Source organism: Rhodopila sp. (assembly GCF_035548095.1).
GTDB lineage: Bacteria > Pseudomonadota > Alphaproteobacteria > Acetobacterales > Acetobacteraceae > Rhodopila.
This window is the reverse complement of record NZ_DASZUV010000001.1, coordinates 77,965-103,079: the sequence shown is the minus strand read 5'-3', so window position 1 is coordinate 103,079 and position 25,115 is coordinate 77,965. Positions and strand designations below refer to the sequence as shown.

Sequence of the window (25,115 nt, the reverse complement as noted above, 5' to 3'; positions counted from 1 at the left end):
GACAGGTTCCCGCAAAGTGCGACGTCAGAGCCTGTGAACGCTCAACCGACAGGCCGGAGTTGGTATTCGGATTTGTTCAATCGATGCAAGCCTGTTCCGGCCACGGAGACGGAAGACCGCCGATGCGCGCGCCGCATCGGGTCGCACCGGAGCCGTGTCACCGCGTCCAGCATACGGCTCTGGGCTCGGTCCAGCGCCGTGTCGGACGACAGGTGCGCTTCCGCCGTGGCGGCGCGCTGCAGCGCCTGGGCGGCCATGTCGAGAAATCGGTTCGGCCACAAGCCATTCAGCTCGTCCCGGTGCCGCGACAGCAGGCGGCGTATGCGGTGGCGCTGGCAAAACCCCCGGACCGTCAGCCATTCCGCTCCGCAGGTTGCCGGCAGGTGCTCCGATCGCAGCGTGACGTCCAGGGTCGCCGCCCAATCATGCCACTTGTCCCGATGGATCGCGGCCAGCGGGCGCAGCGGCACCCAAGGTATGCGCAGCGCGTCGGCGATGATGGCGCCGTGCAGCGATTCACTCAGCAGTACGTCGCAGCGGGCGATGGCGGCCATCACCGCCTGCGGCGGCTCGCGGGGATCGATCAGGGTCACCCCCGCCATCCCGGCGGCCCGATCCCAGGGGCCGCGCTGCAGGCTTTCGAAATGCGGCATGAAGCCGACGGCCGGTTGCGCGCCGGCGACTGGCCCGCCAGGGAATGGCCCGCCAGGGAATGGCCCGCCAGGGAATGGCGCGGTGGGGAATGACGCGGCGGGGAATGATACATCAGGGAGCCGCCGGACCACCGGGCGCCGCGGGACTGAGTGTTGGGGGACGGAGTATCGGGGGACGGGGCAGGGCATGGCGAGGGGCAGCAGCATCGCCGGGTCCCCCAGCGCGAGGTCTGCCGGCAGACCCAATACCGCCGCGGTTAGCGGCCCTCGCACCCAATGGATGATCCAGGATTCGTCCAGTAGCGGCTTTCGCTCATAGCCGGCGTAACCGGCGCCGGCCACCACCTTGGTTGCCTGCGGCGGATGCCGGCTGTCCAGGACCGAGCCGATGCCCAGCAGCCGGGTCGCCGGCTCGCCGTCGAAGAAGTCCGGCAGCAGGGCGGGCCATAACAGCGTGTTGAGCTCGTCGCCGAAATTCGGTGCGTGGCCTCGCCAGTGATACAAAATCATGCGGCGGCCGCCAGTGATGTCCGGCGCATCATCGCCTTCCCCACATGCGGGCCGAGGGCGGCGCGAATGAAGCCGGCTGCATAGGCGGCCCGCCAGCGGCCTTCGATCAGGAAGGCTGACTGGCGTGGCACCAGGATCAGGGGTCCCAGCAGCACGGCAACCGCCAGCCGGCGCGGCAGCTCTTGCCATACGCTGCGCGGGTTGCGCAGCAGGCGCCGCGTCAGCACCGTCGAGGTGCCTTGCCAGTAGAGACGCGTCAGCAGCCAGGATGGCTCCAGGCGCCGCGCCTGGATCTGGTGATGGACCACGATGCGAGAGTCATAACGGACCGAGTGGCCGGCATCCTGCAGGCGCCAGACGACTTGCACTTCCTCATCCGACAGCAGCGAGGTGCCGAAGCGGCCATGTGTGGTGCCAAACCCGCCGATGGCGATCAGCGAGGCGACATGCAGGACGAGGTTGGCGGCATAAGGTTCCAACCCGCCGGGCAGATCCGCGGTCCGATACTCGCCCTCCCCCTCATGCTCGATGATCGACAAGACGCCGCGCAAGGAGGCAGGCCACCAATCGGGCAAGGGAGCCTCCCACTTCGGCAGGATGCGGCCGCCGATCGCCGCCGGCGGACGCCCGGGTCGGGCGATCGAAGCCAGGATGGCCTCCGCCCAATCGGGTGCCGGAATGGCATCATCGTCGAGATAGGCGATGTAGCGGCTCCGCGCCGCCCAGGCGCCGGCGTTGCGCGCCAGGCTGACGCCCGGGCGGTCCAGGCGGATCAGCCGGGCGCCGTTCTCCGCCGCCAGGGCTCGAAGCTCGGCGGCGGCGGGGGGGTTGGAAGCGCTGTCCACCAGCACCAGGGACAAGGCGGAGCGCGGCAGTGTCTGGGCTCGCAACCCCGCCAGGCAATCGCGCACATAGCCCGGCCGGTTATGGGTGCAGATGCAGACGGTGAGGTCCATGGCCGCCACCCTAGGCTGCAAACTGCTAACGAGCCGTTAACGGCAGCATGTTCTTCGCGTGTCCCGGTGCGGTACAGTTGACATATATGAAATGACTATACCGCACCCCGTCGTGTGCCATCGATCCTTAACCGCACATGACCCTAATCCAGGGACCGACGGGCGGATTCTGCCTGCCCTGGCATGGAGTACATGGCGATGTCGGATCTTCTCTACCTGGCCCTTGGGGCGGTCTTTCTTCTTCTTTGCGTGGGCTATGCCCATGCCTGTGACGTCCTGTAGGGGCGTCCCATGGCCCTGGATTACCTCCTTGGCGGCGCGGTGGCCCTGTTCGTGCTGGGCTACCTGATCTTCGCGCTGATCCGCCCGGAACGCTTCTGACCAGCCGCGGAGCTTATTGCCATGACCTTGAATGGCTGGCTGCAGATCGCATTGTTCTGCCTGCTGCTGCTCCTGATCACCAGGCCGCTTGGCGGCTACATGACACGCGTCTTCAACGGCGAACGGACCGTGCTGTCGCCGGTGCTGCGACCGCTGGAACGGTGTTTCTATCGGCTGGCGGGCGTGGATGAGACCGAGGAACAGCATTGGATCGGCTATACCGTCGCCATGCTCGCGTTCAGCTTCGCCGGCTTCGTGGTGCTGTACGCGCTGCAGCGCCTGCAAGGCATTCTGCCGCTGAACCCGCAGGGAATGGAGGCGGTGTCGCCAGACCTCGCGTTCAATACCTCGGTCAGCTTCGTGACGAACACGAACTGGCAATCCTATGTGCCGGAAGCAACCTTCGGCTATCTGGTGCAGATGGCGGGCCTGACGGTGCACAACTTCGTCAGCGCCGCCACCGGCATTGCCCTGGCGCTGGCGCTGATCCGCGGTTTCGCGCGCCGGTCGGCACGGACGGTCGGTAATTTCTGGGTCGATCTGACCCGTGGCACCCTATACGTGTTGCTGCCGATCTGCATCGTCGCCGCCGTGTTCATGGTGTGGCAGGGCGTACCGCAGAACCTGTCCGCCTATACGCAGGTCACGACGCTGGAAGGCGGCAGGCAACTCATCGCCCAGGGACCGGTCGCCTCGCAGGAGGTGATCAAGATGCTGGGCACCAACGGCGGCGGCTTCTTCAACGCCAACTCCGCCCATCCGTATGAGAACCCGACGGCGCTGACCGATCTGGTGCAGATGCTGTTGATCTTCTCGATCGGCGCCGCGCTGACCAACGTGTTTGGGCGCATGGTGGGGAATCAGCGGCAGGGCTGGGCGATCTTCGCCGTCATGGCCCTGCTGTTCCTGATCGGCGCTGGTACCGTCTACACCGCCGAGGCGGCTGGCAATCCCTTGCTGGCGCATCTGCCGCTGGATCAGGCCGCCGGCAACATGGAAGGCAAGGAGGTCCGGTTCGGCATCGTCAACTCGGCCTTGTTCGCCACCGTCACCACCGATGCGTCCTGCGGCGCGGTCAACACGATGCACGACAGCCTGACGCCACTGGGTGGCATGGTGCCGATGGTCAACATCATGCTGGGTGAAATCATCTTTGGCGGCGTCGGCTCCGGCCTCTACGGCATGCTGCTGTTCGTCATCCTGGCGATGTTCGTTGCCGGCCTGATGGTTGGCCGCACCCCCGAATACCTCGGCAAGAAGCTGGAGGCGAAGGAGGTGAAGATGGCGATGCTGGCGATCCTGGTGCTGCCATTGTCGATCCTGGGCTTCACCGCGCTGGCCGTCGTGCTGCCGGTCGGGACCGGCGCGCTGGCCAACGCGGGCCCGCACGGGTTCTCCGAGGCGCTGTACGCCTACACCTCGGCCACCGGCAACAACGGCAGCGCCTTTGCCGGCCTGTCAGCCAACGTGCCGTTCTGGAATACGACACTGGCGCTGGCGATGTTCATTGGCAGGTTCATGATGATCGTCCCGATGATGGCGATTGCAGGATCGCTGGCGGCGAAGAAGATCGTTCCGGTATCCGCTGGAACCTTCCCGACCGATGGCGGCCTGTTTGTCGGCCTGGCGGCGGGCGTGACCCTGATCACCGGCGGCCTGACCTTTCTGCCGGGTCTGGCGTTGGGACCGATCGTCGAGCATCTGGCGATGCTGGCCGGCACCACTTACTGAGATCGTTGGAAATGACAACACAGTCTCATTCGCGAAGCGTTCGGTCCAGCATGCTGGACCCGGCGATCCTGATGCCGGCGATCGGTCAGGCCTTCGTCAAGCTGGACCCACGGCAGATGATCCGCAATCCGGTCATGTTCGTGGTGGAAATCGTCGCCGCGCTGACCGCCGTGCTATGTGTCCGCGATGCCTTGGCCGGCGGCACCCATCTGGGCTTCACCATTCAGATCGTCGTCTGGCTATGGTTCACCGTGCTGTTCGCGAATTTTGCCGAGGCGGTGGCCGAAGGACGCGGCAAGGCGCAGGCGGCGACCCTGCGGCGGGCGCGCACCGAAACGACGGCAAAACGCCTGCTGCAGGGAAGCGATGGCTCGTTCAATGTCGATGGGTTGTTCGAGGAAGTTGCCGCACCGGACCTGAAACCCGGGGACATGGTCCTGGTCGAGGCCGGTGAGCTGATCCCGAGCGACGGTGAGGTGGCGGAGGGGATCGCCTCGGTGGATGAATCCGCCATCACGGGTGAGTCCGCGCCGGTGATCCGCGAAAGCGGTGGCGACCGTTCTGCCGTGACCGGCGGCACCCGGGTGCTGTCGGACTGGATCAAGGTGCGTATCACCGCCGCGCAGGGCAACACCTTCCTGGACCGGATGATTGCGCTGGTGGAAGGGGCGGAGCGGCAGAAGACGCCGAATGAGATTGCGTTGAACATCCTGCTGGCCGGCCTGACGATCATCTTCGTCTTCGCCGTCGCGACCATCCCCAGCTTTGCATCTTATGCTGGTGGGGCAGTGCCGGTGGTCATCCTGGTTGCACTGTTCATCGCCCTGATACCGACCACGATCGGCGCGCTGCTGTCAGCCATCGGCATCGCCGGCATGGACCGGCTCGTCCGCTTCAACGTATTGGCGATGTCGGGCCGCGCGGTGGAGGCGGCGGGCGATGTCGATACGCTGTTGCTGGACAAGACCGGCACCATTACCCTGGGCAACCGACAGGCGACCGCGTTCATGGCGTTGAGCGGCGTCAGCCCGCGTGAGCTGGCCGATGCGGCACAGCTGTCATCGCTGCCCGATGAGACGCCCGAAGGGCGGTCGATCGTCGTATTGGCCAAGGAGAAATACGACATCCGCGGCCGCGAGATGGCGCCTCTGGGTGCCCATTTCGTTCCCTTTTCGGCACAGACCCGCCTGTCGGGCATCGACTTCGACGGCTCATCGATCCGCAAAGGGGCGGTGGACGCGGTGCTGGCCTGGGTCCGCGCGCCACGCGCAACCGGGGACGGCACGACCCTTATCCGCTCCGGCGTATCCGAGGACGCGGTGCAGGAGCTTACCGCCGTCGCCGAACGCATCGGCAAGGCCGGCGGCACGCCTCTGGCGGTGGCCAGGGACGGGCGCCTGCTGGGCGTGATCCAGCTGCAGGACATCGTGAAGGGCGGCATCCGCGAGCGCTTCGCGGAACTGCGCAAGATGGGCATCCGGACGGTGATGATCACGGGCGACAACCCGCTGACCGCGGCGGCGATCGCGGCCGAGGCCGGCGTGGACGACTTCCTGGCGCAGGCGACGCCGGAAACGAAGCTGCAACTGATCCGCGATGAGCAGGCGCAGGGCAAGCTGGTGGCGATGTGCGGCGACGGCACCAACGACGCTCCGGCCCTCGCGCAGGCCGATGTCGGCGTGGCGATGAACACCGGCACCGTGGCGGCGCGCGAGGCCGGCAACATGGTCGACCTGGATAGCGATCCGACCAAGCTGATCGAGATCGTCGAGATCGGTAAGCAGCTGCTGATGACCCGCGGCGCGCTGACGACGTTTTCCATCGCCAACGACGTGGCGAAATACTTCGCGATGATCCCGGCGATGTTCATTGCCTTCTACCCGCAGCTGGAGGCACTGAATGTGATGCGCCTGCACAGCCCGCAGAGCGCCATCCTGTCAGCGATCATCTTCAACGCGCTGATCATCGTCGCTCTGATCCCGCTGGCGCTGAAGGGGATCGAATACCGAGCGATCGGGGCAGCGGCGCTGCTGCGCCGCAATCTGCTGATCTATGGCGTTGGCGGACTGATCGTCCCGTTCATCGGGATCAAGCTGATCGACCTGGGTGTCTCCGCGCTTGGGCTCGTATAGCTCACTGGCAACCGGCTTTCACAGGACACGCCTTACATGATCCATCACATCCGCCCGGCCATCGTCATGATCATTGCCATGACGCTGCTCACCGGCCTTGCCTATCCTCTGGCGATGACCGGGATCGCCCAGCTCGTCTTTCCCTATCAGGCAAACGGAAGCCTCATCGTGCGTGACGGCAAGGTGATCGGCTCCGCCCTGATCGGCCAGACCTTCACCGGACCGGAATGGTTCCACGCACGGCCGTCGGCCACCACCGATACCGATCCGAACGACGCCAGCAAGACCATTCCGGCGCCATACAACGCGGCGAACTCCGGCGGGTCCAATCTCGGCCCGACCGCGAAGGCGCTGATCGACCGGATCACCGGGGACACGCGGAAACTGGCCGCCGAGAACCCCGGCACACCCGTGCCGATGGACCTGGTGACGGCGTCGGCCAGCGGGCTCGACCCGGACATTACCCCCGCGGCCGCCTTGTTCCAGGTGCCCCGCGTCGCAAGGGCGCGCAACCTGCCGGAAGACCAGCTCCGCCAGCTCGTGGAACGGACCACCACCGGCCGCCTGCTCGGCCTCCTCGGCGAGCCGCATGTGAATGTCCTGGCACTGAACCGGGCGCTGGACGCGCTGTCGCGGCATTGACCGGGGTGCTAGACAGTCGCCATGGGCGAGAGTGCGGCGAAGGACCGTCGGCCGTCACCTGACGCGCTGCTGAAGGAAGCGCGGAAGGCGCATCGCGGGCGCCTGAAGATCTTCCTTGGCGCCGCGCCGGGCGTCGGCAAGACCTATGAGATGTTGTCCGCCGCACAGGCGCGCCGGCAGGAGGGCGTCGATGTCGTGATCGGCGTCGTGGAGACCCATGGCCGGGCGGAGACGCAGGCTCTGCTGGCCGGGTTGGAGATCGTGCCCCGCCGCGCCGTCTCCTATCGCGGACACGCGCTGAGCGAGATGGATCTGGATGCCGTGCTGGCGCGCCGTCCCCAGCTCGCGCTGGTCGATGAGCTGGCGCATACCAATGCCCCTGGCAGCCGGCATCCGAAACGCTATCTGGACGTCGAGGAATTGCTGGCGGCCGGAATCGACGTCTATTCCACGCTCAACATCCAGCATGTCGAAAGCCTGAACGATGTGGTTGCGCGCATCACGCGCATCCGGGTGCGGGAGACCGTACCGGATTCGGTGATCGAGCAGGCCGATGATGTCGAACTGATCGACCTGACGCCGGACGACCTGATCCAGCGGCTGAGAGAGGGCAAGGTCTATGTGCCGGCGCAGGCGGAGCGGGCGGTCCGGCATTATTTTGCGCCGGGCAACCTGACCGCGCTGCGTGAACTGGCCTTGCGGCGCACCGCGCAGCGCGTTGACAGCCAGATGATCGACTATATGCGCAGCCACGCGATCGAGGGGCCCTGGCCGGCCGGCGACCGCGTGCTGGCCTGCGTCGAGGCCGGGGCGGGTGCCGTCTCCACGGTCCGGCACGCCAAGCGTCTGGCCGATCAGGTCCACGCCCCGTGGATCGCGCTGAGTGTGGAAACCGCGGGCGTGCGGCGTGACACCCAGGCTGCCAGGGACAGCGTGGCCAATGCTCTTGGCCTCGCGGAACGCCTGGGTGGAACACCGGTCCTGCTGCCGGGACGGGACGTGGCGGCCACGGTGATCGACTATGCACGATCCAACAACGTCACGCATATCGTCGTCGGCAGACCGCGCCGCCCGCTCTGGTGGCAGCGGCTTGCCGGATCGATGGCCCATCGCCTGATCGACCAGGCCGGGGCGATCAGCGTGCATGTCGTGGAAACCGCATCGGACCAGACAGCCCCGCCCGGCGCGGGATCCTCGCGCCGTATGGAAGGTCCCCGCATCAAGCCATACGCCATCGCGACAGGCATAGTGGCGGCGGCCACCTCGGGCGCAGTGGGCCTGCATGCGCTGCTGAGTGTCGCCAATGTCAGCCTGGTCTTCCTGACCGCGGTGCTGATCGATGCGGTCCTGTTCGGCCTGGGGCCTTCACTGCTGGCCTGCCTGCTGGCGGTGCTGGCCTATAATTTCTTCTTTCTGCCACCGCTCTATACCCTGACGGTTGCCGATCCGGAAAATGTCGTGGCGTTGTTCTTCTTTGGCGTCGTCGCGCTGATCGCCTCCAACCTCGCGGCGCGTGTCCGTGACCAGGCGCTGACGGCGACCCAGCGTGCCCGCACCACCGAGGATCTGTATCAGTTCAGTCGCAAGCTGACCGTCGCCGTCACCATGGACGACCTGCTCTGGGCCACGGCCCATCAGATCGCGATGATGTTGAAGGTGCGGGTCGTGCTGCTGTTGCCGGAAGGCGAGGGATTGGCCGTCAGGGCAGGATACCCGCCCGAAGACATGCTGGATGAAGCCGACCTGGCGGCCGCGCGGTGGTGCTGGGAGAAGAAGCACGTCGCCGGCCGGGACTCGGACACGCTGCCTGGCGCGAAATGGCTGTTCCAGCCGATGCGCACCAGCCGGGGACCGCAGGGCGTGATCGGCATCATCCGCGACGAGACGGGACCGCTGCTGACGCCGGATCAGCAGCGGCTGCTGGACAACCTGTCCGATCAGGCCGCGCTGGGGATTGAACGCGTTACGCTGGCCCGCGACCTGCACCAGGCACGGCTGCAGGCGGAGACCGACCGGCTGCGTTCTGCGCTGCTGACCTCGATTTCGCACGACCTGCGCACGCCGCTCGCTTCCATCCTGGGATCGGCGACCAGCCTGCGGTCGCAATCCGCGGTGCTGGACGCCGAGACCCGGGAGACGCTGTTGACGACGATCATCGAGGAGGCGGACCGGCTGAACCGCTTCATCGGCAATCTTCTGGACATGACGCGGCTGGAGTCCGGCGCCTTGCATCCGCGGACGGACCTCGTGGTGCTGTCCGACGTGGTTGGGGCGGCGCTGCAGCGGGCGGCGAAAATCCTGTCAGGTCACCGGGTGGAGGTTGAATTGCCGGCGGATCTGCCGCTGCTGTGCCTGGACATGGTGTTGTTCGAGCAGGTGCTGTTCAACCTGCTGGACAACGCGGCGAAATATGCGCCGCCACGGTCCCTGATCCGGGTGGACGCCACGCGGAACGGGATGTCCGTGATGCTGCGGGTGACGGATGAGGGGCCGGGCATCCCGGCTGCCGCGGTCGCGCACATCTTCGAGAAATTCTATCGGGCCAAGGGGCCGGATCGGGGCAGGGCGGGAACCGGCCTGGGCCTGGCGATCTGCCGGGGGTTCGTCGAGGCGATGGGCGGCGAGATCATGGTCACCAACCGGCGCGATCGGCCGGGCGCCGAGTTCACCGTCACCTTGCCGGTACCGGAAGATGTGCCACTGCTCGATCTGGCCGAAGAGGCTGACGCGTGACCGCCGGGAGCGCGCCGTTGCGGGTTCTGGTGGTGGATGACGAGCCCGCCATCCGGCGCTTCCTGCGTGCCGGCCTGACCAGTCAGGGCTATGTCGTAACGGAGCTGGAAACCGGACAGCCGGCGATCGATGCCGCCCGCCGTGGCGCGGCCGATCTGATCGTGCTGGACCTGGGTCTGCCCGACATCGACGGCATGGATGTCATCGCGGGTATCCGCTCGGCCGGGGTGGCGGTCCCCATCGTCGTTCTGTCCAGTCGCGACAATGAAGCGGCGAAGGTCGAGGCGCTGGATCTGGGTGCCGATGATTACGTCACTAAGCCGTTCGGCATCGACGAGCTGTTGGCCCGTATCCGGGCGGCGCAGCGACACCGGCTGCAGCAGGGGGGGGAATCTGCGATCTTTCGCAGCGGCGATCTGGCGGTCGACCTGGTGCGGCGGATCGTCACCGTGCGTGGCCAGGAGGTGAAGTTCTCGCCGCGCGAATACGCTGTGCTGCGCCTGCTGGTCCAGCATGCCGGCAAGGTGCTGACGCACGGGATGATGCTGCGCGAGGTCTGGGGGGCCAATACCGACGTGCAATATCTGCGTATCTACATCAGGGCGTTGCGCCAGAAGATCGAGGCCAATCCGGAGCGGCCGACGCATATTCAGACCGAAACAGGCGTTGGCTATCGCCTGCGCGTTGGCGACTGAGCGGCGGCATGGAGATCGCCGAGCTTCTGAGCGAGGACCGTATCGTGCTGGGCTTGCGCGTCCGCGACAAGCGGAGCCTGATCGCGGAGCTCGCCCGCCTGATCGCGCCGCACACCGTTGGCGTGTCCGCCACGGAGATCGAGCGGGCATTGCTGATGCGGGAACAGCTTGGTTCCACCGGTCTCGGTTCGGGTTTCGCGTTGCCGCATGCCCGCCTGGGCGGGTTGGCGGCCTTCGTCGGCTTGTTCGTCCGGCTGGCGCGGCCGGTGGATTTCGATGCGATCGATGACAAGCCGGTGGATACGGTCTTCGTATTGCTGATCCCCGATTCCACGGCGGATCATGTTGCTGTTCTGGCGGCGATCACGCGGCGTTTCCGCGACGCGGATCTGCGCGCGGCAGTACGATCCGCGGCGACGCCGGCCGAGATCGCGCGTATCTTAACACAGCGGTAACAAGTGCCCGGCTGCCCGGGCCGTGACAACTGATCTGAAAATAGCCAGGACCCGTGCCGATCGTCGGCCCCATTCGTGCTGCTATCGAGACGTGTACGGGGCAAAAAGCGCCATTGACCCCCGGTGCCGGTTTCTTCATTTACCGTCGTCGTGCAGTCTACAGACGATTCGGACAATATGACAATAACAAGACAGTCATATTGCGTTTCGGCGTTGCCTTGTACTTGTCGGAGGTATGGTCTTGGCCGGTGTCAGAGAGATGGATCGTGATCAGGTCGCCGAGGCGTACGGACGATGGGCGCCGATCTATGACCTGCTGTTCGGGCCGGTCTTCCGCCAGGGGCGCCGCGCGGCGGTCGTGGCGGCCGAACGGATCGGCGGACGTATCCTGGAAGTCGGGGTCGGAACGGGCCTTTCTCTGAGTGATTATGTCAAAGGAAACCGTATCACCGGCATCGACATCTCCGCTCCCATGCTTGACAAGGCTCGGCGGCGCGTTGAAACCCTGAAGCTGGACCACGTGGAAGGCCTGTCGGTGATGGATGCCGAGAACCTGACCTATCCCGACGCCTCCTTCGATGTGATCGTGGCACAGTATGTCGTGACTTCCATTCCGCATCCGGAAAAGGCGCTGGATGAGTTCGTGCGTGTGGTTCGGCCGGGCGGCGAGATTATCCTGACAAGCCGGATCGGTGCCGAAACAGGTCTGCGGGGTTCGATCGAAAAGATGCTGATGCCGATGACCAGCCGACTGGGATGGCGGACCGAATTTCCCTGGGGCCGCTATGAACGCTGGGCGGAACAATCGGGTGCCGTCCGACTGCTGGAGCGCCGGGCGCTGCCGCCACTGGGGCATTTCTCACTGATTCGTTATGTTCGATTGAGCGATCCGCGAGGTGCGGGACCTGCCAGTTGATACAGCGATCAGCCTGTCAACCAACGTCGAACCGTCAAGGGAAAGCGCATGCGTAACTTTCTGGAAGCTCTGCGAATCCAACGCTGGGATGATCACCGCTACTACCACCACAGCCTGGTGAACCAGTCGCTGCATTTCCTCAGCGCGATCAGCTTCTGCATCGCCTATCTGGTGATGTTCAAGGATCCGGCTATGGCGGCTGTGATCGGCTGGGCGGTCTCCATGCTCAGCCGCCAGGCGGGGCATTTCTTCTTTGAGCCGCGAGACTACGATTACGTCAATCAGGCGTCGGACGAGTACAAGGAAGCAATCAAGGTCGGCTACAACATCAAGCGCAAGATCATCCTGATGTCGATCTGGGCCGCCTCACCGCTGCTGGTCTGGTACAGCCCCACGCTGTTCGGCCTGTTGCCCTCGCCACAGGGCACGGTCCAGTGGATCCGCCAGATCGGCTATGTCTGGCTGGTCGTGGGGATCGGCGGCCTGATCTTCCGGGTCGGCCAGCTTTGCCTGACGCGCGGCGTGCAGACCGGCCTTGTCTGGGCAACCAAGATCATCACCGATCCGTTCCACGACATCCGGATCTACTGGAAGTCGCCCTGCCTGCTGCTGCGCCGTGTGAAGGATGTCTCACTGATCAATGAGGAAGATGAAGGACCAGCGGAAGTGCCGCAGTACTGAGATCGCGTGGCCGCCGCCGGGCGCGCGGTCCCGGCGGCATGCCGAGGCTCAGGCGGCCTTCCCGACGCGGTTCGGCCGCGCGAGTTCCTTCTGCCGGTCGAACTCCTCACGCCGGCGCTTCAGTTCCTCGGCCCCGATCTGCTCCAGGTTCAGATAGTCCAGCTTCCATTTACCATCCTGGTTCCAGCGGATCGGCGACTGCCGGGTGGTCTGCGGGCCGGAGGCGGATTCCAGCAGCGACAGCGCCAGTTCCAGTGTCTGGTCCTGCGACGCGACATCGTGCGGCTTGCCCGCGCTGTTGCCCAGCGGGAAGTCGCTGAACAGGAAGCGCGGCACGGCGGCGTGTTCGACGATGTCCTTGGCGCAGCCCATCAGCACGGTAGGGATGCCGGCAGCTTCCAGATGGCGCGCGGTGAGGGAACAGGTCTGGTGGCAGACCGGACAGTTCGGCACCAGAATGGCGACATCGGCGCCATCTTCCTGCACGCGGCGCAGGATTTCAGGGGCGTCCGTCTCCACCGTGATGCGATGGCTGCGGTTGGTGGGCGCGCCATGGAAGCGCGGGGCCACAGCCCCGATCCGTCCGGACGCGGCGGCCCGGCGCAGGGCGGGTAACGGGAACCAGGTATTGCAGTCGGTGGCGGTGGTATGCGTGCGGTCGTAGCCGATATGCGAGATACGCAGGTCGTGATCGACCGATGTGTCGCCGGAGTAGACCTGATAGAATTTGGCGCTGCCATTATAGGGCGCCCCCGGACCCTGGTCGCCCTTGTCCGGCTGGTAAGGCGCCGCGGTGGAGATGATGGCGACCTTTGATTCCGCCAGCGGCTTCTTCAGCGGTGCAAATGGCGCGGCCAGGTAATGAGCCCAGCGGTACGGCGTCGTGTACCCGATCGCGGCATAATATTCGCGCGTGCGACGCATATACGGGATCGGCGAATCGTAATCCGGCGCGAAGCCGAGGAGTTCGTCGAGGGCCTTGTCCATCAGTTCCTCCGGTCTCGAAAGCAGGCGGCAATGTGCGGCCTTGCCAAAGTGGTCGCATGCCAGCGCCGGCCCCGCAAGAATGCTCGCCCGCATGGGATTGCACAGAAGGGGGCTCAGCCCGGCGCGGCGACATTGTCCAGCAGCCGGACGGTGCCCAGGCGCGCGGCGGCGATCAGCCGGCCCGACGCGGACGCGCTGGTCAACGGCGCCAGGGTCGGGCCATCGACCAGCGCGAAATAGTTCACCTCGAACCCTTTCGCCTCCAGGCCGGCACGGGCGTTCGACAGGACCTGTGCGACGGGCTCGCCGCTGGCGATCCGGCCGGCGGACCGCCGCAGCGCAAGGTTCAATGCCGGCGCGATCGCGCGCTCCTCCGCGGTCAAAAACCGGTTGCGAGAGGACAGGGCCAGCCCATCCGGCTCGCGTACGGTCTCGATCCCGATGATGTCCAGCGGCAGCAGCAGGTCGCTGGCCATGCGGATCACCACCTGCAGCTGTTGCCAGTCCTTCTCCCCGAAATAAGCCCTGTCCGGACGCACCTGTCCGAACAGCTTGGCGCATACCGTGGCCACGCCCCGGAAATGGCCGGGTCTGGCCTCACCCTCCCACCGTTCCGCCGGACCGGCGACCGAGATCGTGGTGGCTTCGCCAGCCGGATACATGACGTCCACCGCCGGCAGCCAGGCCAGCGCGCAGCCTTCCGCTTCCAACGCCGCCAGGTCGCCATCCTCATCGCGGGGATAGCGCGCCAGATCCTCGCTGGGGCCGAACTGCAGCGGGTTGACGAAGATCGACGCGACCGTTGCCGCGCCGGACGCGACGCCCGCGCGGACCAGGGCGCGGTGGCCGGCGTGCAGGGCGCCCATCGTGGGAACCAGAGCGAGCGAGCCGGCGGAGCGGCGTAGCGAGGCGCAGGCATCACGCAGATGGGGCAAGGTGCGGGCAATCAGCATGGCGCGGACCATGGTGCAGGCGCAGCGCGAAGGCAACAGCCGCGCCGGGCGCATTGTCGCCCTGCCGCGCGGGCCGGGATTGTACTGGGCCGCGGATCGTTTCCACGGCAACATGGTAGGGCACATCGGGAGGTATCGGCATGCAGCTTGAAGGCAAGATCGCGCTGATCACGGGCGGGTCCCGCGGTATCGGCAGGGCCACGGCGCTGCTATTCGCGCGGGAAGGGGCGGATATCGCATTCTGCCACCTGAATGACGATGGGCGTGCCGACGTGGCCGCTGCCGAAATACGATCGCTGGGGCGACGCGCCCTGCACCGGTCGGTCAACGTCGCCGACATCGCCGCCGGCAAGGCCTTCGTTGCCGATGTGGCGCGTGATTTCGGACCGGTCGACATCCTGTTCAACAACGCCGGGATGAATATCCGCAAGCCATTTGTCGACTACACGGAGGCCGAGTTCGACAGCATCGTCGCGGTGCACCTGAAAGGCATGTTCTTCATGGCACAGGCGGTGTTTCCCGCGATGGTCGCCAGGGGGCAGGGGTGCATCATCAACATCGCGTCCCAGCGCGGACTGAAGGGTGCGCCCAACGCCGCGCCTTATTCGGCGGCGAAGGCCGGAATCATCGGCCTGACGCGTGCGCTGTCGTGGGAGGCGGCGCCAAGGGGCGTGCGCGTGAATGCCATCGCGCCGGGCCCGATCACCACTGACCTGACGGCGACGATGGACCCGGCCGATCGCCAGGCCTTCATCGACGCCCTGCCGGTCGGCCGTTTCGGAACGCCGGAGGAAATCGCCGCCACCGCTTTGCTGCTGGCCGGGCCTCAAGGCGGTTTCTATGTCGGCGCCACGCTGTCGCCGAATGGCGGCGATGTCATGTATTGACCCGCGCCGACCCGCCTGTATGGGACAGGGTGCCGGCTGCGCGCGCCGAGGGTGCGCGATCCGCGGCGATCGCGGTCAGCACCTGGTCCGGTGTCACCCGCATGACTCCATCGTAAACGCCAATATCCGGCGTGGTGATTGGTACGATCTGCGAGGCGTGCTCCACCGGCGGGGTGCGCCCGAAGATGGCGTAGGATCGGACACCCACCGCCGCGGCCATGTTCATCACGCCGGTGTCGTTACCGGTATAGAAGGCTGCCTCGGCCAGCAGTCCCGCAACCTCATCCATCGGCCAGCCCAGCACGGGGATGACGCGCGACGGATCGAAGGCGGCATTGCGGATCGTGGTCGCTGCCGGTGCGTCGTCGGGGCCGCCCAGAATCGCGATCGCCGGCCAGCCGTCCGCCAGCAGGGCGGCAGATACCGTGCCGAACCGGTCGGCCGGCCAGCGACGCAGTTCCTCACTGCTGCCGATGCCGATCGCGACGAAAGGCGCTTCGCCGATCCCCAGCCGGGCGCGCGCCGCACTCCTGACCGCCGCCGGAACATGCAGGATGGGTTCGGCGTCGCCCAGTTGCAGACCGGCATTGCGCAGGAAGCCGGTGGCCCGTCCGTGCGGCCGCTGTTGCGCGTCTTCCGGCTTGATCCAGGGGCCGGTGGTGAGAAACCAGCGCTGCACGCCGCGTCCGTAGCCGCGGCGGTCGGGGATGCCGGCAAGCCAGGCGGCGGCGGCGAGGCTCTCGCTATGGTGCAGGACGACGGCGCTGGCGAAGCGGCCGGCCCGCAGGTCCCTGATCAGCCGCAACAGGCCCAGCGGCCCGTCATGGGCGCCGCGGCCACCGCGCGGATTGCGGTCGACCCACAGGACGCGCTCGACCGATGGTTCATGACGCAATAACTGATCGGCCAGGGAGCGGGGCTTGGTCAACACGGTCACCGGCGCGCCGGAGAAGGCGGCTATGGCCCGCAGATGCGGCACATGCCAGACCATGTCGCCGATGCCCGGCAGGGGTTGCACGACCAGGACAGGCGGCCGAAGAGGCGGCCAAGGACGAGGGGCGACCGGCACCATCCAGCCTATCCCGGCGCGGGCGTCGCCTGGCCGGGGCGGGTCGCGATGTACAGCCATTCCATCGGCAGCAAGCCGTAGCGAACCTCGGCCGGTGGCGGCAGCCGGAACGTTTCGACGCTGAAGCCGGCCGCGGACAGGCGGTCGGCGAAATCCAGCCCATAATAGCGGCGATGGTCGGGGGCGTTGAAATGCGCGTTGCGGAGGGCCGGGTCGGTGATCGCCGGATCCTCGTAGGTCGTGGCCCTGGTCGGATTGAGCGGCACCGTCAGCAGCGCGATTCCGCCCGGCCGCAGCACGCGGAACAACTCCCGCATGGCCTTGCAGTCATCGTCGATATGTTCCAGCACATGGTTGGCGATGATCACGTCATAGCTTTGGTCGGTCATCGGCAGCCGGGTGATGTCAGCCTGGTGGGTGACGCCGGGTTGGAACAGGTCGCAAGTCTCATAGCCCGGATTGCCGGCCAATGCCTTGCGCAAGGCTTTTTCCGGCGCGAAGTGCAGGATGCGCTTGCCGTTCAGCCTGTTGCCGCCGTCGGCGGTGATCCACAGCCACAGCAGCCTGTGCCGCTCGCGGCTGCCGCACCTGGCACAGCGGGAGTCCCAGCGGGGCGGGTGACCGACGCCGATCATCGCGCCGGTGTGGCCGCAGATCGGGCAGGTACGCGCCACCTTGCCGCCAATGAACTGGCGCCGGTCGCGCAGCCAGGCACCGACCAGACGGCGAACCACCGTCCAGTCCAGGCGAGCGGCCTGGCCGCCCCCTGGGGCCTCCGTGGCTCGGCCGAAGGTCGTATCGGTCACCATGATCCGGTCCGCTTACCCGGACCGGGGGTGGTTCACAAGCGCTGCTTCCAGGCGGCTGATGGACTATTCCATCGGCTCTGCCTTGACCGCGATGATCCCTTTTGGACGGCGCATCATCAACAGCAACAGCAATGCCGGCAGCGTGGTGTAGATCAGCAGCATGTAGTCATTCGAATAGGCGATGATCTGAGCCTGGTGGTTCACCACCTTGTCGAGCAATGCCGCTCCGTGCTGGGTGGCCGGATCGTAGATGCCGATGGCCGCCAGGGCGCGGTTGAATGGCGTGACGGAGCCGCCGATCACCTCGTGCATGATCTGTGTGTTGCGCGCCAGCATCATGGACGTGACCGAGACGCCGATGGCGGCGCCGATATTCCGCACCAGGCTGAACAGCGAGGCGCCCTCGGTCCGCATGGCGGCCGGCAACGTGGCGAAGGCCAGAACCTGCAGCGGGGTGAAGACCAGCCCCATGCCGGCGCCCTGAATCATAATGGCGATAATGATGTCGGTCTCCGACACGTCGGGCGTCCAGCCGGTCATCATCCAGAAGGAGCTGCAAATCAGCAGCAGCCCGACGCCGACCAGCAGCCGCGGGTCCATGCGCGTGGACATGCGTCCCGCGAACATGATCGCCGCCAGGTTCCCAAGCCCGCGCGGGGCCATGACCAGGCCGGCGGTCTGCACCGGGTAGTCGCTGAGCGTCTGCAGCCATGGCGCCATCAGCGCGAGGCTGGATACCAGCAACGTGCCCATGGCGAACATCAGGGCGAGCCCGGAGGAGAAGTTCATATCGCGGAAAATCGCCGGCCGGATCAGCGGTTGCCTGGCCGACATCATGTGGACCAGGAACAGGTAGATGCCCAGCCCGGCCAATACGCATTCCACGATGATCTCGGTCGAGTGAAACCAGTCCAGGGTCTGGCCACGGTCCAGCATCAACTGCAGCGAGGCCACGCCGACCGACAGCACGGTGAAACCGAACCAGTCGAACCGCAGACGGTTCAGGCCCATGGTTCTCGGCATGAAGACGATCAATCCGATCGTCGCCAGCACGCCAAACGGGAGGTTGATGTAGAAGACGAACCGCCAGTTGTAGTTCTCGGTCAGGAAGCCGCCCAGGGTGGGGCCCATGATCGGGCCGATCATGACGCCCATGCCCCAGACCGCCATGGCGAAGCCTCGCCGAGCCGGCGGGTAGATGTCGAGGAGGGTGGCCTGGGAGAGAGGGACGAGAGCGGCGGAAAACATGCCCTGCAGCAGACGGAAGCCGACGATCTGTGCCAGCGATTGCGCCGCGCCGCACAGCATCGACGCGATGGTGAAGCCGATGATGCAGCCGACATATAATGGCTTGCGTCCGAAGCGCTGCGCCATCCAGCCGACCGGCGCGGTCAGGATCGCGGCCGCCGTGATGTAGGAGGTCAGGACCCACGTGATTTCATCATAACTCGCCGAGAAGCTGCCCTGCATGTAGGGCAGCGCGACATTGGCAATCGTCTGATCGAGCGATTGCAGAAGCGTCGCGCCGATGGCGCAGATCGTGATCATCGCCCGATGCGGTACGTCGTCTCCCATCGGCGTCTGATGGTCCGATTCCGCCATGCTGTCTGCTACGTGGGACGTTTCATGCTGTGCGGACGATCGTGCGGGCAAACCGGCCGTCTGGTCAATTGCCCGACGCTGTTTTAACCGTCGTCAAGCCGTCCCCAGGACAATACGGAAACGATCCGGATCGCGATGACCGGCAATGGCGCCAGATCCATGGCGCGATACTGCGCATATCGCGCCCGCAACGATTCCTGCGCGGCATCGTGCTCGGCGCCGGTGTCCAGGATGTACGCCGTACCGCGCACCATGACCCAGGCGAGGCGCGTCCAATCCTCATCCCAGCGATCGGCCGTCAGCGCGACGGACGGGTTCTCCAGAATATTCCGGATACGTTTCAAGGGCCGGTCGGCCCGCTTCGGTTTCTCGTCGATGGTGATGTAAATGCGGCCATCCAGCAGGCAGAAGCACACCGGCACCAGATGCGGCCGGCCGGCCGCGTCGGCCGTTGCCAGCCGCGCCACCCGCGCGGCCTGCAGGAAGGCCGCCTGAGCCGGCGTCGGCCTGACAGCGGCGGCCGGCGTCACAGCACCAGTTCGATGCGAGTGGTCTTTTCAAGCGTGTCATCGAACCAGGACTCGATCGCCGCCTGGCGCTTGCCGACGAAGACCGGCTTGCCGTCCTCCAGCACCATCGGCAGGTCGTGGCCGGGTACCAGCAGAGTACCGGGGCGCTTGCGCCACAGGGTCCACATGCTTTCGATCGAGCGCGCGGTGACCGAGGCATCATAGGTCATGTCGGCTTGGCGGGTGAGCAGCTCCACGCGGTTCTTCGCCGCATCGCCAGTGAACAGGACATCACGATCCTTCCCCGCCAGGTAGAAGATCAGATGCCCGGGCGTGTGGCCGGGCGCATCATAGGCCGTCATGCCCGGGATCAGCGTATCGCCCTGGCGCACGCGGCGGAGCTGCTGAGAGCCAGCCAGCTCCCGCACATACAGTTCCGGGACCGGCGTGCTGCCCCAGGGCTCCTTCACCGACCAGTCGAGTTCCTCGCCGCCGATCCAGATCGTTGCCCTGGGGAACAGCACCCAATTGATGGCATGGTCGTGGTGGGAGTGGGTCAGCACCACATCGGTCACTTCGGCCGGCGTCAGGCCATGCCGCTTCAATCCGTTGATCAGGTTGGCGCGATGGCTGAACGTGCCGCAATCGACCAGGGCGACCCGGCCGTGGCCACGCAGCAGGACGATCGTGCTCCAGCCCAGCCCGCCATGGCAGACCGACTTACCGGGATAGCCCTGCACCAGAATGTCGAGCTGATAATCGCTATCGGCCACGGCAAATCCTCCCTTCCGTTGCGTCCCGGGTACTGCGATTGCCGGCCCCCGGCAAGGTCAGCGTCGGCAGGGTCGGCGGCGGCAGGGTCAGCGTCGGGCGAGTTGTTGCTCCACCAGTGTCGCCCACCACGATGCACCGACCGGCAGGACGTCGTCGTTGAAATCATATTTCGGATGGTGCAGCAGCGGATCGTCGGAGCCGCGCGCCCCGCCCAGCATCAGATAGGCCCCCTGTTTCGCGTTCAGCATGAAGGCGAAATCCTCGCCACCCATCGTTGGTGCCGGCAGTTCTTTCACGTTATCGGCCCCCGAGACGGCATCGGCCGCGGCCACCGCGAAGCGCGTTGCCTCGGGGTCGTTAACCGTGGCCGGGCAATGCCGGCGGAAGGTCAGTGCCGCGCTCGCGCCAAAGCTCTCGGCGATCCCGTGCACCAGCCTGTTCATGCCGGTCTCGATGCGGTCGCCGACCTCCGGCTTGAACCAGCGTGCCGTCCCCTTCATCACGATGCGTTCCGGCAGGATGTTATGGGCGTCTCCGCCATGGATGCTGCCGATCGACACAACGCCGCCCTGGATCGGTTCGATGCCGCGCGAAATGATCGTCTGCAAGGCGGTGATGATCTGCGCCGAGACGACGACCGGATCGACGCCCTCATGGGGGAAGGCGCCATGGCTGCCGCGGCCGGTGATGGCGATGTCGAAGAATGCGACCGCCGCCATCACCGGCCCGGTCCGCCACAGGAACGATCCGGCCTTCATCTGTGGCCAGTTATGCAGGCCATAGACCTGATCCATCTTGCAGGTCCGGAACAGCCCATCCTGCACCATCTTCTCGGCGCCGCACTCGAATTCTTCGGCCGGCTGGAAGATCAGGTAGACGGTGCCATCGAAATTCCGTGTCTCCGCCAGGTATTTCGCCGCGCCCAGCAGCATTGTCGTGTGGCCGTCATGGCCGCAGGCGTGCATCACGCCCGGGTTCCGGCTGGCCCAGGGCAGCCCTGTCTCCTCCTGCATCGGCAGCGCGTCCATGTCCGCCCGCAGCCCGATCGCCCGGTCCGATGTGCCGGCACGGATCACGCCCACAACGCCGTGCTTCGCCATGCCGGTGATGATCTCGTCCACCCCGAACGCCTCGAGCTTTTCCTTGACCATCGCGGCGGTGCGGCTTTCGTGCATCGACAGTTCCGGGTGTGCGTGCAGATCCTGCCGCCATCCGGTCATCTCCTCGTGGAACGAGGTAATCCGATTGATCACTGCCATGTCACGCATCCCGTGAATCGGCTGGTTGAAAGGAACGCGCGAATGTCAGCGCAAGTCCCTGGTCGAGCGCAACCGGTATCGTGCCAAGCCGGTCGCGCATCGGGCCGATCGAAAAAGCCTTGTCCTCGGTCAGGCGCCGGATTTCCTCGGGTGCGATGGTCGGCAGTGCGCGGATATGGCGCGTGAGCCTGGCGCCCATCAGCAGCGGGGCCAGGGGGAAGGGCAGAATGATCGGCTGGCGCAGGCCCGCCGCCGCGGCGACGGCGCGCACGAAATCGGCATAGCGGATCGGTTCGGGACCAGCGATGACAAGGCTGGTCGCGGTGGCCCACGGTTGGGTCAGGGCGGCGCGAATGCAGCGCGTGACATCGCCCTGATGGATCGGCTGCACCAGGAACGTGCCGCCGGCCGGCAGCGGCAGCACCGGCATGCGCCGTAGCAGCGCGGCGAGACGTTGCACGTTGTTCTCGCCCTGCGCGCCATAGATCATCGTCGGGTGCAGCATCACGCCACGCCGTCCGGACCGCAGCAATGCCGCCTCGCCGGCCAGCACGCCATTGCCGTGCGCGTCCGGCCAGCGGGTGAATTTGCGGGTGCTCCCCAGCAGGATCAGCACGGCCTGAGGGGGCGCCGCCGCGATGAGTGCTTCCGTATGACGTGCGTGGGCGCAGGACACGATATGGGTGGCATCGGCAAGCGCCACCTTCAACGTGTCGGGCTGCCGCAAATCAGCCTGTCGCGACTCGCCTGCCAAGGCGGTTGCCGTCCACTTCGCCGGGTTGCGCACGACCGGCGCGACCTCGATCCCGTCTGCCAGCAACGACCGACACAGGACGACGCCGGATCGGCCGGACGCACCGATCACATGGACCCGCTCCATCTCTCTCTCAGCCGCGCAGCGGAACGCGCTCGGCGATCAGGAACGCCGCGTCCGGCTCGGCCTGGGTGCACAGGCAGATATCCGTGATACGGCGGGAAACCGCCAGAGCCGGCGCGAACCATGCTTCCGCCGTTGGCATGACGACGGATTTTTCGGCCGCCGACAACCGCCGCGTCAATGTCATATGGAAGAACCAGGTATCGAACACGTACGGATAGCCCCAGCGCACCAACATCGCATCCTGCTCCGCCGAGAGCCGCGATCTTCTGCGCCGAGCCAGTTCGGCGTCGGAAGGCGGAGCGCGGAACATGTCGAGCTCCCTGACGCAGGCATCCGCCAGAGCCTGCAAGGGCGCGCAGGGCTGCGTCTCCCGCAGCGCCAGAAACCCGTGCAGGTCCTGCACCGACAGGCGCGGCAGCTCGAATGGTGCGATGGAGGAGGCCATCACGGTGACCGCATCCCGCAGTGCCGCCCAGCCTCGGCCAGCCGCCAGCCGCATCGGTGGCTTCAGCGTCGCATGAAACCCATAGCGTCTTGGCTCCGCCGTCAGCTCCGCGATACCGGGCAGCTCAGGCTGCGGCACCGGCGTGCCGGAGACAGGGTCCCGGCCAAGCCAGCGTGCCGCCAGGCCGGTCAGCGGATCGTCGGGTAGCGGCGCATAGTACAGCGCGACGCGGGCCGGCTCCGTCATCAGATGACCGCCATCAGATGACCCGTTCGCCGGCATGCCAGACCTGCCGCACCACCGGCAGCGCGCCGAGCAGCCGGATACGGACGAGGTCGGCGCGCAGGCCGGGCTCCAGGCGACCCCGGTCGGTCAGGCCGACCATCCGGGCCGGCTGGTCCGTCACCATCGCCACCGCCTGGGGCAGCGTGATCCCCACATCCCGCGCGCACTGGAATGCCGCCTCGATCAGGCTGGGCGGCACATAGTCCGAGGCGAAGGCATCCACCGCCTTGGCCCGCACGAGGTCGGCGGCGGCGACATTGCCCGAATGGGACCCGCCGCGCACGATGTTCGGTGCGCCGGCGATCACCTGCATGCCCGCCTGCTTGGCGGCGCGGGCCGCTTCCATGGTGACGGGAAATTCGCTGATGCGGATTCCGTCCGTGGCATTCTCGGCCACTTCCTCGACCGTGCGGTCGTCGTGGCTGGCAACGGCGATCCCGCGGTCACGGACCCGGTCCAGCAGCGCGCGGCGGTTCGGATCGCGCGTTCGCGCCCGCTGCTCCTGCATCTCACGCATTCGGCGCTCGATTGTCTCGTCATCCAGGCCGCCGCGCCGGCGGAGGTCGCGATAAAAGTCGAGATTGGCGTACTGGCCGACGCCCGGGCTGTGGTCCATCAGGCTGATCATCCGTACCAGGCGGTGATCGGCGACGGGATCGAACAGTTCCAGCACGTCCGTCGCCGGTACCTCGCAGCGCAGATGCAGGTAGTGGTCGGATTTCAGCAGCCCGGCCTCGCAAAGCGCGTCCAGGTCGACGACGCCGTCCTTGAACGTCTGGATGCGGTCCTTGTCGAAGCCCAGATCGCCCAGGCACAGCGCGTCCAGGATGGTGGTGACGCCGGCCGCGGCGCATTGCGCGTCATGCGCGACCATGGCGGAGCGGGACGGCCAGCGCGCCAGGCTGCGCGGCTGTACCTGCCGCTCCAGGTTGTCGGTGTGCAGGTCGACGACGCCGGGCATGACTGTGTCGCCCCCCAGGTCCACGGCGCCCGCCGCGGCGGACCGGCCGGGCTGGATCTCGGCGATCCTGGTGTCACGGATGACAATGGTTCCCCGGACGACTTCGTCCGGCAGGACGAGGATGGCATTGGTCAGAACGGTCTCGGCGGTCATGCTGCTTCCTGCAGGGGCGTCATCTCGAACAGCCGGTCGGCAATGGCGTCCCGGACATCCACATCATGGCAGATCGCCACGATCGCTGTCCCGCGCGCTTTCGCCTCCCGCACCATGTCCACAACCACTGCGCGGTTGGCGGCGTCCAGGCTGGCGGTCGGCTCATCCAGCAGCAGGATGGGGTGGCCGGCGATGAAGCCGCGCGCGAGGTTCACGCGTTGCTGCTCGCCGCCGGAGAAGGTCGCGGGCGGGATGCCATGCAGGCGAAGCGGGATGTTGAGGCGCAGCAGCAGGTCCCGCGCCGCTGCCCGCGCGGCTTCGGGGGCGTGGCCATGCAGCACCTCGGTGACCACGTCCAGCGCCGACACGCGCGGTACGACACGCAGGAACTGGCTGACATAGCCGACGGTTTCCCGCCGCACCGCCAGGATGATCCTGGGATCGGCGGCGGCGATATCGAGCATGGCGCCGCGATGACGCACCTCGATCGTTCCGCCGTCAGCCTGGTAATTGCCGTACAGGCTGCGTATCAGCGTGGTCTTGCCGGCTCCGGACGGGCCTGACAGCACCACGCACTCTCCGGCCCGCACGGACAGATCGATGCCGGAGAGCACCGGCATGCGCATGTCGCGCAAATGCAGGGTGAAGGATTTCGTCAGCCCGTGCGTGCGCAGCAACACGGTCATGCCGCCACCCTCCCGCTAACCTTTGATTCACGATTTCGCGGTTCCCTCGGCCGGTAGGTCCGAGGTGCCCCCTCTCTATGTCCGTTAGCCGCCGCCTGAGGAGTCCGCGAGGACGAAACCGCGCCGATCACCGATCGGTCGGCCTGGTCGCGGCGCGTCCCGGAGAAGACGGAGCGCGTTGCACCGTTACCAGGGCAACGCCGCCATCGGAGAATGGCAATGACATTCCACGTCATTATCCTGATCCGGTGGGGGAAGAGGTGGGTCAAGATCGAAATCAAGATCCGCCTCTGACCTACACCGGGGCCGGAGGATGCTAGCAACGCTCCCCGGTGCCCGGGTCCATACCAGACTGTACGTGCCCTCTCAAG

24 protein-coding genes are annotated in these 25,115 nt (G+C 66.4%); 10 read left to right on the top strand and 14 right to left on the bottom strand.

Going from position 1 to position 25,115, the window contains the following annotated elements; genetic code table 11:
• Window positions 1-41: 41 nt before the first annotated feature.
• Window positions 42-1,163, bottom strand: coding sequence for a polysaccharide pyruvyl transferase family protein (locus VHC04_RS00460; RefSeq protein ID WP_325676801.1), 1,122 nt, complete (start codon window positions 1,161-1,163; stop codon window positions 42-44).
• Window positions 1,160-2,119 (bottom strand): glycosyltransferase, encoded by a 960-nt coding sequence (locus VHC04_RS00455; RefSeq protein WP_325676799.1) that lies wholly within the window; start codon window positions 2,117-2,119, stop codon window positions 1,160-1,162. The genes VHC04_RS00460 and VHC04_RS00455 overlap by 4 nt, the downstream gene beginning before the upstream one ends.
• Window positions 2,120-2,410: 291 nt before the next feature.
• Here VHC04_RS00455 and kdpF point away from each other — a divergent pair, with 291 nt between their 5' ends.
• The 9 genes from kdpF (at window position 2,411) to VHC04_RS00410 (ending at window position 12,485) form a co-directional block, all read left to right on the top strand.
• Entirely contained in the window at window positions 2,411-2,500 is a 90-nt protein-coding gene (gene kdpF / locus VHC04_RS00450) for a K(+)-transporting ATPase subunit F (RefSeq protein ID WP_325676797.1), read from the top strand.
• A gap of 21 nt (window positions 2,501-2,521) precedes the next feature.
• Window positions 2,522-4,231, top strand: coding sequence for a potassium-transporting ATPase subunit KdpA (gene kdpA, locus VHC04_RS00445; protein ID WP_325676795.1), 1,710 nt, complete (start codon window positions 2,522-2,524; stop codon window positions 4,229-4,231).
• Window positions 4,232-4,281: 50 nt separating this feature from the next.
• Window positions 4,282-6,363 (top strand): potassium-transporting ATPase subunit KdpB, encoded by a 2,082-nt coding sequence (gene kdpB, locus VHC04_RS00440; protein ID WP_325676793.1) that lies wholly within the window; start codon window positions 4,282-4,284, stop codon window positions 6,361-6,363.
• Window positions 6,364-6,399: 36 nt separating this feature from the next.
• Window positions 6,400-7,005, top strand: coding sequence for a K(+)-transporting ATPase subunit C (locus VHC04_RS00435; RefSeq protein WP_325676791.1), 606 nt, complete (start codon window positions 6,400-6,402; stop codon window positions 7,003-7,005).
• 21 nt (window positions 7,006-7,026) lie between these two features.
• Entirely contained in the window at window positions 7,027-9,738 is a 2,712-nt protein-coding gene (locus tag VHC04_RS00430) for a sensor histidine kinase KdpD (protein WP_325676790.1), read from the top strand.
• Window positions 9,735-10,433 (top strand): response regulator transcription factor, encoded by a 699-nt coding sequence (locus VHC04_RS00425; RefSeq protein WP_325676788.1) that lies wholly within the window; start codon window positions 9,735-9,737, stop codon window positions 10,431-10,433. Before VHC04_RS00430 ends, VHC04_RS00425 begins: the two co-directional genes overlap by 4 nt.
• Before the next feature lie 8 nt (window positions 10,434-10,441).
• The gene (locus VHC04_RS00420; RefSeq protein WP_325676785.1) at window positions 10,442-10,888 is read left to right on the top strand and encodes a PTS sugar transporter subunit IIA; all 447 of its coding nucleotides are present in this window, start codon (window positions 10,442-10,444) and stop codon (window positions 10,886-10,888) included.
• A gap of 241 nt (window positions 10,889-11,129) precedes the next feature.
• Window positions 11,130-11,804 (top strand): class I SAM-dependent methyltransferase, encoded by a 675-nt coding sequence (locus tag VHC04_RS00415; protein ID WP_325676784.1) that lies wholly within the window; start codon window positions 11,130-11,132, stop codon window positions 11,802-11,804.
• A gap of 48 nt (window positions 11,805-11,852) precedes the next feature.
• On the top strand, window positions 11,853-12,485 hold the full coding sequence (locus VHC04_RS00410; protein ID WP_325676782.1) for a hypothetical protein: 633 nt from the start codon (window positions 11,853-11,855) through the stop codon (window positions 12,483-12,485).
• 48 nt (window positions 12,486-12,533) lie between these two features.
• Here the strand turns inward: VHC04_RS00410 and VHC04_RS00405 are convergent, their stop codons facing one another.
• Window positions 12,534-13,472 (bottom strand): glycine/sarcosine/betaine reductase selenoprotein B family protein, encoded by a 939-nt coding sequence (locus tag VHC04_RS00405; protein WP_325676780.1) that lies wholly within the window; start codon window positions 13,470-13,472, stop codon window positions 12,534-12,536.
• Window positions 13,473-13,585: 113 nt separating this feature from the next.
• Entirely contained in the window at window positions 13,586-14,479 is an 894-nt protein-coding gene (panC, locus tag VHC04_RS00400) for a pantoate--beta-alanine ligase (RefSeq protein ID WP_325676778.1), read from the bottom strand.
• 86 nt (window positions 14,480-14,565) lie between these two features.
• Between panC and VHC04_RS00395 the strand changes: the two genes are divergently transcribed.
• Window positions 14,566-15,312, top strand: a complete 747-nt coding sequence (locus VHC04_RS00395) for an SDR family NAD(P)-dependent oxidoreductase (protein WP_325676776.1) — start codon at window positions 14,566-14,568, stop codon at window positions 15,310-15,312.
• On the opposite strand, the gene VHC04_RS00390 is transcribed toward VHC04_RS00395, so the two are convergent.
• The 10 genes from VHC04_RS00390 to phnL form a co-directional block, all read right to left on the bottom strand.
• Entirely contained in the window at window positions 15,302-16,330 is a 1,029-nt protein-coding gene (locus tag VHC04_RS00390) for a glycosyltransferase family 9 protein (protein ID WP_325676774.1), read from the bottom strand. The genes VHC04_RS00395 and VHC04_RS00390 overlap by 11 nt on opposite strands.
• A gap of 59 nt (window positions 16,331-16,389) precedes the next feature.
• Window positions 16,390-17,190, bottom strand: coding sequence for a class I SAM-dependent methyltransferase (locus tag VHC04_RS00385; protein ID WP_325676773.1), 801 nt, complete (start codon window positions 17,188-17,190; stop codon window positions 16,390-16,392).
• Window positions 17,191-17,253: 63 nt separating this feature from the next.
• Window positions 17,254-18,792: a DHA2 family efflux MFS transporter permease subunit gene (locus VHC04_RS00380; protein ID WP_325676771.1), complete on the bottom strand. Its 1,539-nt coding sequence runs from the start codon at window positions 18,790-18,792 to the stop codon at window positions 17,254-17,256.
• Window positions 18,793-18,875: 83 nt separating this feature from the next.
• Entirely contained in the window at window positions 18,876-19,322 is a 447-nt protein-coding gene (locus tag VHC04_RS00375; protein ID WP_325676769.1) for a TIGR03668 family PPOX class F420-dependent oxidoreductase, read from the bottom strand.
• Window positions 19,319-20,074: an MBL fold metallo-hydrolase gene (locus VHC04_RS00370; RefSeq protein ID WP_325676767.1), complete on the bottom strand. Its 756-nt coding sequence runs from the start codon at window positions 20,072-20,074 to the stop codon at window positions 19,319-19,321. Before VHC04_RS00370 ends, VHC04_RS00375 begins: the two co-directional genes overlap by 4 nt.
• An 87-nt stretch (window positions 20,075-20,161) precedes the next feature.
• On the bottom strand, window positions 20,162-21,334 hold the full coding sequence (locus VHC04_RS00365) for a M20 aminoacylase family protein (protein WP_325676765.1): 1,173 nt from the start codon (window positions 21,332-21,334) through the stop codon (window positions 20,162-20,164).
• Between the two features lies 1 nt (window position 21,335).
• Complete coding sequence (locus VHC04_RS00360) at window positions 21,336-22,214, bottom strand: NAD(P)H-binding protein (protein WP_325676763.1); 879 nt, start codon at window positions 22,212-22,214, stop codon at window positions 21,336-21,338.
• Window positions 22,215-22,221: 7 nt separating this feature from the next.
• Complete coding sequence (locus VHC04_RS00355) at window positions 22,222-22,905, bottom strand: DUF1045 domain-containing protein (protein WP_325676761.1); 684 nt, start codon at window positions 22,903-22,905, stop codon at window positions 22,222-22,224.
• A gap of 13 nt (window positions 22,906-22,918) precedes the next feature.
• A complete protein-coding gene (locus VHC04_RS00350) occupies window positions 22,919-24,058 on the bottom strand; it encodes an alpha-D-ribose 1-methylphosphonate 5-triphosphate diphosphatase (RefSeq protein ID WP_325676759.1) in 1,140 nt (379 codons plus the stop codon).
• A complete protein-coding gene (gene phnL / locus VHC04_RS00345) occupies window positions 24,055-24,744 on the bottom strand; it encodes a phosphonate C-P lyase system protein PhnL (protein WP_325676757.1) in 690 nt (229 codons plus the stop codon). The genes VHC04_RS00350 and phnL overlap by 4 nt, the downstream gene beginning before the upstream one ends.
• Window positions 24,745-25,115: the final 371 nt, after the last annotated feature.

Coding starts and splice junctions, on each gene's coding strand:
- panC (WP_325676778.1), bottom strand. CDS start 14,479: ATGCGCCCGGCGCGGCTGTTGCCTTCGCGCTGCGCCTGCACCATGGTC.
- VHC04_RS00355 (WP_325676761.1), bottom strand. CDS start 22,905: ATGACGGAGCCGGCCCGCGTCGCGCTGTACTATGCGCCGCTACCCGAC.
- VHC04_RS00460 (WP_325676801.1), bottom strand. CDS start 1,163: ATGATTTTGTATCACTGGCGAGGCCACGCACCGAATTTCGGCGACGAG.
- kdpA (WP_325676795.1), top strand. CDS start 2,522: ATGACCTTGAATGGCTGGCTGCAGATCGCATTGTTCTGCCTGCTGCTG.
- phnL (WP_325676757.1), bottom strand. CDS start 24,744: ATGACCGTGTTGCTGCGCACGCACGGGCTGACGAAATCCTTCACCCTG.
- VHC04_RS00350 (WP_325676759.1), bottom strand. CDS start 24,058: ATGACCGCCGAGACCGTTCTGACCAATGCCATCCTCGTCCTGCCGGAC.
- VHC04_RS00455 (WP_325676799.1), bottom strand. CDS start 2,119: ATGGACCTCACCGTCTGCATCTGCACCCATAACCGGCCGGGCTATGTG.
- VHC04_RS00420 (WP_325676785.1), top strand. CDS start 10,442: ATGGAGATCGCCGAGCTTCTGAGCGAGGACCGTATCGTGCTGGGCTTG.
- VHC04_RS00380 (WP_325676771.1), bottom strand. CDS start 18,792: ATGGCGGAATCGGACCATCAGACGCCGATGGGAGACGACGTACCGCAT.
- VHC04_RS00435 (WP_325676791.1), top strand. CDS start 6,400: ATGATCCATCACATCCGCCCGGCCATCGTCATGATCATTGCCATGACG.
- VHC04_RS00405 (WP_325676780.1), bottom strand. CDS start 13,472: ATGGACAAGGCCCTCGACGAACTCCTCGGCTTCGCGCCGGATTACGAT.
- VHC04_RS00360 (WP_325676763.1), bottom strand. CDS start 22,214: ATGGAGCGGGTCCATGTGATCGGTGCGTCCGGCCGATCCGGCGTCGTC.
- VHC04_RS00430 (WP_325676790.1), top strand. CDS start 7,027: ATGGGCGAGAGTGCGGCGAAGGACCGTCGGCCGTCACCTGACGCGCTG.
- VHC04_RS00395 (WP_325676776.1), top strand. CDS start 14,566: ATGCAGCTTGAAGGCAAGATCGCGCTGATCACGGGCGGGTCCCGCGGT.
- VHC04_RS00410 (WP_325676782.1), top strand. CDS start 11,853: ATGCGTAACTTTCTGGAAGCTCTGCGAATCCAACGCTGGGATGATCAC.
- kdpB (WP_325676793.1), top strand. CDS start 4,282: ATGCTGGACCCGGCGATCCTGATGCCGGCGATCGGTCAGGCCTTCGTC.
- kdpF (WP_325676797.1), top strand. CDS start 2,411: ATGGCCCTGGATTACCTCCTTGGCGGCGCGGTGGCCCTGTTCGTGCTG.
- VHC04_RS00385 (WP_325676773.1), bottom strand. CDS start 17,190: ATGGTGACCGATACGACCTTCGGCCGAGCCACGGAGGCCCCAGGGGGC.
- VHC04_RS00365 (WP_325676765.1), bottom strand. CDS start 21,334: ATGGCAGTGATCAATCGGATTACCTCGTTCCACGAGGAGATGACCGGA.